The sequence below is a fragment of the Pedobacter sp. ASV12 genome (assembly GCF_016429155.1).
Taxonomy (GTDB): Bacteria; Bacteroidota; Bacteroidia; order Sphingobacteriales; family Sphingobacteriaceae; genus Pedobacter.
Genome location: NZ_JAELUC010000263.1, coordinates 1 through 533, shown reverse-complemented (window position 1 = coordinate 533; position 533 = coordinate 1). Strand labels below are relative to the sequence as shown.

The window sequence follows — 533 nt, the reverse complement described above, 5'->3', positions numbered from 1 at the left end:
GAATACACTGGCATACAACGTTTGGGCGAAGTTGTGCTGGCCCATAACAGGTTAGCGATTATAGACCTTGACCCGCGTGCAAACCAGCCTTTAGCCTATCTGCACCTGCATATTGTGTTTAACGGAGAGATTTATAACTACAAAGAGCTCAGGAAAAAATTAGAACAGAAAAAGTACCATTTTCATACCAACTCAGATACCGAAGTGATCTGTGCCGCCTATTTAGAATATGGCTATGAATGTGTAAACAAATTCAACGGCATGTTTGCCTTTGTCATTTATGACACCAAAAACAACGATTTTTTCGGTGCAAGAGACCGCTTCGGAAAGAAGCCTTTTTATTACCTGCTCGATGGGCAAAATTTTGAATTTGCCAGTCAGCCGTCGCAAATAAGCACCTATAAAGTGCTTGAGGTCGACGAGCAAGCTATAGAGCAGTACTTGGTTTGGGGATACATCCCAGAACCACAATCCATTTGGAAAGAAGTGAAGCAACTTCCTGCCGCACATTGCTTCAAATACAACCTAAACAC

Annotated in this window: 1 protein-coding gene; it reads left to right on the top strand. The window is 42.4% G+C overall.

What is annotated here, in order from left to right; genetic code table 11:
• Positions 1-533, top strand: a 533-nt coding sequence (locus JHD69_RS20215) for an asparagine synthetase B family protein (protein ID WP_370583540.1), incomplete at both ends; no start/stop codon positions are given.